This window comes from Actinoplanes sp. ATCC 53533 (assembly GCF_003947245.1).
The window spans coordinates 1-5,823 of sequence record NZ_QHHV01000343.1; the positions used below are offsets into that span (position 1 = coordinate 1).

The 5,823-nt window shown below is 70.7% G+C and carries 5 protein-coding genes and 1 riboswitch; of the genes, 2 read left to right on the forward strand and 3 right to left on the reverse strand.

The window, feature by feature from the left end:
• On the reverse strand, positions 1 to 527 hold a 527-nt coding region (locus DMB66_RS56515), incomplete at its 3' end, for a substrate-binding domain-containing protein (protein WP_148112905.1).
• Positions 528 to 795: 268 nt separating this feature from the next.
• Between DMB66_RS56515 and DMB66_RS56520 the strand changes: the two genes are divergently transcribed.
• On the forward strand, positions 796 to 1,299 hold the full coding sequence (locus DMB66_RS56520) for a metallophosphoesterase (protein WP_125812249.1): 504 nt from the start codon (positions 796 to 798) through the stop codon (positions 1,297 to 1,299).
• A gap of 203 nt (positions 1,300 to 1,502) precedes the next feature.
• Here DMB66_RS56520 and DMB66_RS56525 read toward each other — a convergent pair whose 3' ends face one another.
• Positions 1,503 to 2,927, reverse strand: coding sequence for a glycine hydroxymethyltransferase (locus tag DMB66_RS56525; RefSeq protein WP_125812250.1), 1,425 nt, complete (start codon positions 2,925 to 2,927; stop codon positions 1,503 to 1,505).
• 19 nt (positions 2,928 to 2,946) lie between these two features.
• Positions 2,947 to 3,042: riboswitch (ZMP/ZTP riboswitch) on the reverse strand.
• A gap of 348 nt (positions 3,043 to 3,390) precedes the next feature.
• On the opposite strand from DMB66_RS56525, the gene erm reads away from it, so the two are divergent.
• Positions 3,391 to 4,173: an ErmE/ErmH/ErmO/ErmR family 23S rRNA (adenine(2058)-N(6))-methyltransferase gene (gene erm / locus DMB66_RS56530; RefSeq protein ID WP_125812251.1), complete on the forward strand. Its 783-nt coding sequence runs from the start codon at positions 3,391 to 3,393 to the stop codon at positions 4,171 to 4,173.
• A gap of 43 nt (positions 4,174 to 4,216) precedes the next feature.
• Here erm and DMB66_RS56535 read toward each other — a convergent pair.
• Positions 4,217 to 5,823 (reverse strand): methyl-accepting chemotaxis protein (locus DMB66_RS56535; RefSeq protein WP_370321353.1); only part of this gene is annotated, 1,607 nt, incomplete at its 5' end.

Below are 5,823 nucleotides of genomic sequence, written 5' to 3' on the forward strand. Positions count from 1 at the left end.
TTGGCGTTCAGATCCAACATGGCGATCTTGGCCTGCTTACCGTCCTTGTCGAACTTCGCCTYGGCCCACTGCCCGATCAACCTGCCCGCCTGATAATTATCGGTGGCGAAGGTCGCATCAACAGCGTTGGCCGGATCCGTCGGGGTGTCCAGCGCGATGACCAACAAACCCTGCTGCCGCGCCTTGTCAATCGACGGCACGATCGCCTTGGAATCACTCGGCGTGATCAGGAAACCCTTGGCACCAGCCGAGATCAAACTCTCGATCGCCTGCACCTGCGCCTCATTGTCACCATCCTGCTTCCCCGCGAAACTCTGCAACTCCACACCCTGCGTCCCCGCCGCCTGCTGCGCACCCTCCTTCATCTTCACGAAGAAGGGGTTGGTGTCCGTCTTGGTGATCAGACCGACGGTCACCCCCTCCCCGGACCCCGAGTCGCCGCCACAGGCCCCGGCGCCGAGCACCAGGGTCACGGCGACCAGGACCGGGCCGAGGTGCCCGCGCGTGATCAACGTTGATTGGCGCATGTCCCCTCCAAATCGATTTAGCAGAAATCGAGAGACGACGTTGTCTTGCAGTAGACGACTCGGCGCATCGGGTGTCAACAACAAGTTTCAATAGTGCTGCCAGCCGTGATCAACATCGGCGGGGCTCGATCGACTGGCGGCGCCCGGGCGCCCCTCGGGCGGATGGACGAGAGACCGAGGAGCCGCTCGTAACCAGGATCGCGACAACCCCGATTGGCGCGGGTCTCCGGCGGCCCTGGACGCGCTTCGGGCGATCTAGGGTGGCACCATGCTGCTGGTGCTGATGGCGGACACCCACCTGCCGAAGCGGGCCCGGGACCTGCCGGCCGAGCTGTGGGCGGCGGTCGACGCGGCCGACGTGGTGGTGCACGCCGGCGACTGGGTGGACGTGCCCCTGCTGGACGAGCTGACGACCCGGTCGCGGCGGCTGATCGCCTGCTACGGCAACAACGACGGCCCGGCGCTGCGGGCCCGGCTCCCGGAGATCGCCCGAGCCGACCTCGACGGGCTGCGGCTGGCGGTGGTGCACGAGACCGGCCAGGCCACGGGCCGCGAGCAGCGCTGCGCGGCCCGCTTCCCGGAAACGGACATCCTGGTCTTCGGCCACTCCCACATCCCATGGGACACGACCGCGGAGACGGGGCTACGCCTGCTGAACCCGGGCTCCCCGACCGACCGCCGCCGCCAACCACACGCGACCTACCAGACAGCGACGATCTCGGACGGCGCCCTCACCGACGTCCAGCTGCACCGAATCACCCGACGGGCCTGATCACCCGCTCGCCGGCTGGCCGAAGCACCCGGCTCGGTAGGCGCGCTTCGGGCAGCAAGCCCTCCGGCTGAACGGGGGCGAGCCCGGAGCTGGCCCCTGCGACACGCAGGGGCGTGGTGCCCCGCTGGGCGGCGGAACCACCCAGCGGGGCCCGGTCTCGGCCGTGAGCGACGGTCAGTCACCCGCGACCGCGCAAGACTTGATCAGGAAGCGATGTCGACGGTCGGGTAGAGCGGGAAGTCGGCGAGCAGCTCGGTCGCCTGCTTGGCGATCCGGTCGGAGACCGCCGCGTCCAGGTCGAACTTCGCCTTCGACGCGCCGGCCTTGGTGCTGGTCAGCACGGTGTGCATGAGCTCGGCGATCTGGTCCATCTCCGCCGTGCCCAGGCCGCGGGTGGTCAGCGCGGGCGTGCCGATCCGGATGCCCGAGGTGTACCAGGCGCCGTTCGGGTCCTGCGGGATCGAGTTGCGGTTGGTGACGATGCCCGAGTCGAGCAGCGCCTGCTCCGCCTGGCGGCCGGTCAGGCCGTACTTGTCGACGTCGATCAGCACCAGGTGGTTGTCGGTGCCGCCGCTGACGACCGTGGCGCCGCGGCTGGTCAGGCCGGCCGCCAGGGCCTGCGAGTTGTCGACGATGCGCTGCGCGTAGTCGGCGAACTCGGGCCGGCGGGCCTCGGCGAAGGCGATCGCCTTGGCCGCCATGACGTGCGCGAGCGGGCCGCCCAGGACCATCGGGCAGCCGCGGTCGACCTGGTCGGAGAGCTCGGGCTGGCAGAAGACCGCGCCGCCGCGGGGGCCGCGCAGGCTCTTGTGCGTCGTCGTGGTGACGATGTGCGCGTTCTGGATCGGGTCGAAGTCGCCGGTGAAGACCTTGCCCGCGACCAGGCCCGCGAAGTGCGCCATGTCGACCATGAAGGTCGCGCCGACCTCGTCGGCGATCTCGCGCATGATGCGGAAGTTCACCTTGCGGGGGTATGCCGAGTAGCCGCCCACGATGACCAGCGGCCGGAACTCCTTGGCCGACTCGCGCAGCGCCGCGTAGTCGATCTGGCCGGTGGCCGGGTCGACGCCGTAGCTGCGCTGGTCGAACATCTTGCCGGAGATGTTCGGCCGGAAGCCGTGGGTGAGGTGGCCGCCCGCGTCCAGGCTCATGCCGAGCATCCGCTGGTTGCCGAACGCGGCCCGCAGCTCGGCCCACTCGGCGTCGGTCATGTCGTTGACGTTGCGCTTCTGCACCTTGGCCAGCGCCGGCGCCTCGACCCGGGCGGCGAGGATGGCCCAGTATGCGACCAGGTTGGCGTCGATGCCGGAGTGCGGCTGCACGTAGGCGTACGGCGCGTTGAACAGGGCCTTGGCGTGCTCGACCGCGACGGACTCGACGGTGTCGACGTTCTGGCAGCCGGCGTAGAAGCGGCGGCCGATCGTGCCCTCGGCATATTTGTCGGAGAGCCAGTTGCCCATCGCGAGCAGCACGGCCGGGGACGCGTAGTTTTCGGAGGCGATGAGCTTCAGGGACTCGCGCTGGTCCGTCAGCTCCTTGGCGATCGCGTCGGCGATGCGGGGCTCGACGGCGCGGACCGCTTCCAGGGCGGAGCGGAACGCGGTCGATTCGGCGTTCAGTGCAGACATCGGACCTCCCTATCACAGGTGAAGAGGCCCAGGCGCACGGCAGGTCGTCCCCGGACGGGACGGGACCGCTCCCCGATGGTTGGCCCATCCGAACGCGCCAGTCACGGCCCGCCGAACAGCATACCGGCGTGGCCTCTGCCGCGCGATCGCTCGTCCCAGGGATCGGGGTCACAGGTCACACCGGTCGGCCGCAGCCGACGGCGAAAACGGCGTGCCGGCCCGGTCGGTCGCGGCTAGGGTCGGCGGATGCATACGACGCATGCTCTCCTCACCCGGGCCTCGCTGCCCATGGCGTGGGGACCGCTGCACTCGTCCCGCCTGCGCTTCCGGCGTCGCGCCCTGCGCCGCGCCGCCGACTAGCCGCTTGCCGCGCCAGGGCCCTCCGCGTCCTTTTCCCACGGACGGGCCTCGATGACGCCTGTCCGCGTTCGCCGCCTTTCCGGCGGCAGACAGGACCACGGTCATGGCACTTCCCAGACGAGAGCACGCCCGCGCGCGCCGGGCGTTCGGCCAGAACTTCCTTTCCGATCCGCAGGCGGTGCGTCGCCTTGCCGCCGTCGCCGGCATCCGGCCCGGTGACCTGGTGTACGAGGTCGGCGCGGGCCGGGGCGTCCTGACCGGCGAGCTGGCCCGGCGCACCCCGAACCTGGTGGCGTACGAGGTGGATCCGCAGGTGGCGGCCGGGTTGCCGCGGCTGCCCGGCGTCACGGTTCGGGTCGCGGACTTCCTGCGCGCGGTGCCGCCGGACCGGCCCTTCCGGGTGGTCGGCAACATTCCGTACGCGCTGACCTCGGCCGTCGTGGACTGGTGTCTGCGCGCCGAGACCCTCACCGCGGCGACCCTGCTCACCCAACTGGAGTACGCCCGCAAACGCACCGGCGACTACGGGCGGTGGAGCCGGCTGACGATCGGCACCTGGCCGGTCGTGAGCTGGTCGCTGGCGGGCCGCGTCCCCCGGTCGGCGTTCCGCCCGGTGCCGCGCGTCGACGGCGGCATCCTGCGGCTGGACCGGCGGCCGGTGCCGCTGGTCGAGCCGTCGGCCCTGCCCGCCTACCGCCGGTTCGTCGAGGTCGGGTTCACCGGCGTCGGCGGGTCGCTGCACTCCTCGCTGGCCCGGCGGTACGGCGAACGGCGCGTCGCCGCGGCGTTCCGGGCGGCGCGGCTCGCGGCGGGCGTACCGGTGGGTCTGGTCTGGCCGGAGCAGTGGCTGACGCTGTTCCGGTTGATCGACGCACCACGGCGGTAGTCATGTCGAGGGCCTGCCGGCGTCCGGCCGGCAGGCCCGCACGTCACACCCGGAAGCGTTCCGCGACCAGGCGGAGCTCCTCGGCCACCCCGTTGAGCTGGCTCACCGCGGCGTCCGCCTCCACCAGCGTGCTGCTGGTCTGCTCCGCCGAGTGGGCCACGCCGTTGATGTTGGTCGCGATGGTCGAGCTGCCCTCGGCCGCCTCGCCGATGCTGCGGCTCATCTCGGCCGTGGTCGCCGTCTGTTCCTCCACCGCCGAGGCGATGGTGACCTGGTAGTCGTTGATCCGCTGGATGATCTGGGAGATCTCGCCGATCGCGTCGACCGCGCTGGACGTGTCGGCCTGGATCGTCTCGACCCGCCGGGAGATGTCCTCGGTGGCCCGCGCGGTCTCCTGGGCCAGGTCCTTGACCTCGCTGGCCACCACGGCGAAGCCCTTGCCCATCTCACCGGCCCGCGCGGCCTCGATGGTCGCGTTCAGGGCCAGCAGGTTGGTCTGCCCGGCGATCGCGGTGATCACCTTGACCACGTCGCCGATCTCGGCGGACGAGGTACCGAGCTTGGCGACGGTGTCATTGGTGCTCTGGGCGACGCCGACGGCGCTGGAGGCGACCTGCGCCGCGTCGTTGGCGTTCTGCGCGATCTCGCGGATCGAGGCACCCATCTCGTCGCTGCCGGCCGCGACCGACTGGACCGAGCCGGACACGTCGCCCGCGGCGGCCGCGACCAGGCCCGCCTGGGCGGCGGCCTCGCGGGCGCTCTCACCGATCCGGGCGGTGACGCCGGTCAACTGCAGGGTGCTGGCGCCCAGGTTGTGCGCGCCGGAGGTGAGCGACGTGACGGTGACGCGCAGCCCGTCGCGGGCCCGGTTGACGGCCATGGCCATCCGGCCCAGTTCGTCGCGGGAGCGCACCTCGGCGGGAATGGTGAGGTCGTTGTCCGCCACCGCGCTCAGCGCTGTCGCCACGGTGGCGAGCTGCTGCTTGATCAGCCGTACCACCAGGAGCGCGATGGCGCCGGCCAGCAGGATGCCGATGATCAGGGCGGCGATCATGATGGCGCGGGCCTTACGGAACTCGTTGTCGGCCTCCTGGGCCATCGTGTTGGCCTCGGTGTTCTCAAGCGCCTGCAGATCGGCCACCGAGGTGTTCATGGCGTCCTCGACGCTGTTGAACTCCCCGAGGATCTCCGTCATCGCCGGCATCGTGTATCCGGCCGCCAACGGCTCCTGGAACAGGATGGTGTCGCGCAGCGCGCGGAAGTGATTGACCGCCTCGGTGAAAGCGGCCAGGCTCTTCGTCCGGGCCGGCGATTCCGCCGCGATCGATTCGTAGGCGATGAGCGCGGCGTCGACCTTGGCGTCTGCCGCGGTGACAGCGTCCCGGCCCTGCTTCTTGGCGGCGGCGTCCGCCCCGTTCTGGTAGATGAGGGTGCCGCGGAGCCCGTCCGCGATGCCGGACCGCAGCTCGGTGATCTGTTGCAGGCTGTCCACGTGCTCGGACTTCATGCGCGCGAGGTCGCTGCTCATCTCCGAGATCCGATAGATGCCGAGCCCGCCGACCACCACGGCGACGATCGCCATCGCGGCCACCGCGACCACGTTCTTCACCGCGAGGCTCCGGTCGGCCAGCAGGCCGGCGATCGGGTTGC

Bases quoted from the DNA above. Each gene is read 5' to 3' on its own strand.
- DMB66_RS56525 (WP_125812250.1), bottom strand. From the start codon at position 2,927: ATGTCTGCACTGAACGCCGAATCGACCGCGTTCCGCTCCGCCCTGGAA.
- DMB66_RS56520 (WP_125812249.1), top strand. From the start codon at position 796: ATGCTGCTGGTGCTGATGGCGGACACCCACCTGCCGAAGCGGGCCCGG.
- erm (WP_125812251.1), top strand. From the start codon at position 3,391: ATGGCACTTCCCAGACGAGAGCACGCCCGCGCGCGCCGGGCGTTCGGC.